Origin of the sequence: uncultured Phenylobacterium sp. (genome assembly GCF_902826855.1) — a bacterium.
GTDB lineage: Bacteria > Pseudomonadota > Alphaproteobacteria > Caulobacterales > Caulobacteraceae > Phenylobacterium.
In genome coordinates this window covers 1957-3156 of record NZ_CADEGK010000322.1, presented here as the reverse complement: position 1 = coordinate 3156, position 1200 = coordinate 1957, and the positions used below count along the sequence as shown (strand labels likewise).

Sequence of the window (1200 nt, the reverse complement as noted above, 5' to 3'; positions counted from 1 at the left end):
TAGGGTCTCCGTTTCATGACGGGACTAACTGCCCTGGGGCTCGACGAACTGATGGCGCGGGCCCGTGCGGTCCGTGATGCGCACTACGGGCGGCGGGTCACGTACTCGCCCAAGGTGTTCATCCCGCTCACCTTCCTGTGCAACGACCGATGCCACTACTGCACCTTCGCCCAACCCCCGGCGAAGGTCGCCTCGCCCTACCTCGAACCGGCGGAGGTGCTCGCCATCGCCCGGGCCGGCGCCAAGCAGGGCTGTCACGAGGCGCTGTTCACCCTCGGGGAACGCCCGGAGGATCGCTACCCCGTGGCCGCCGAGTGGCTCGCCGCCCGCGGTTACGCCTCGACGGTGGACTACGTGCGGGCGATGGGCGAGCTGGTGCTGGAGCGCACCGGCCTCCTCCCCCACGCCAACTGCGGTGCGCTGCACGCGGCCGAGCTCGCCGCCCTCCGGCCGATCTCGCCCAGCCAGGGCATGATGCTCGAGTCGCTCAACCCGGACCTGGCCTGTCACGAGGGTTCGCCTGACAAGGAGCCGGCCCGCCGACTCGCCACCCTTGAGGCGGCCGGTGCGGCGGCGATCCCGTTCACCACAGGCATACTCGTCGGTATTGGCGAGTCGGTGCAGGACCGGGTCGATGCGCTCGAGGCCATCGCCGAGTCCCATCGCCGGTGGGGTCACGTGCAGGAGGTGATCGTCCAGAACTTCCTGCCCAAGGACGGCACCCGCATGCGGCTGCGCGGTGCGTGCCCGCCCGATGACTATCTGCAGGCGTTGGCGCTGGCCCGGCTCATCCTGCCGGCGGACATCTCGCTGCAGGCCCCGCCCAATCTCTCCGACGACTTCGGCGTGCTGCTCGACGCCGGCATCAACGACTGGGGCGGCGTCTCGCCGGTCACCCGGGACCACGTCAACCCCGAGCGTCCGTGGCCGGATCTGGACATCCTGCGCAAGGTGACCGAGGACCGGGACTTCGCCCTCGCCCCCCGGCTCACCGTGTACCCGCGCTACATCGCCGAGCGGGACCGCTGGATCGACCCGGCGTTGCACTTCCCGGTGATCGACCGGGCCGACGCCGAGTGGCTCGGCCGGGACGACCCGGGTGCGTTCTTCCGCCAGACGATGGAGAACGCCACCTTCAAGGAGGGCGACGACGGCGCCGAGGTGGTCTTCATCGGCGACCGCTCGACGGCGTGGTATTCG

At 70.3% G+C, this 1200-nt stretch carries 1 protein-coding gene; it reads left to right on the top strand.

Annotation, left to right across the window (positions count from 1 at the left end; translation table 11 throughout):
• Window positions 1-15: 15 nt before the first annotated feature.
• Window positions 16-1200, top strand: a 1185-nt coding sequence (gene cofG / locus QZV94_RS24145; RefSeq protein WP_293682893.1) for a 7,8-didemethyl-8-hydroxy-5-deazariboflavin synthase CofG, incomplete at its 3' end; no start/stop codon positions are given.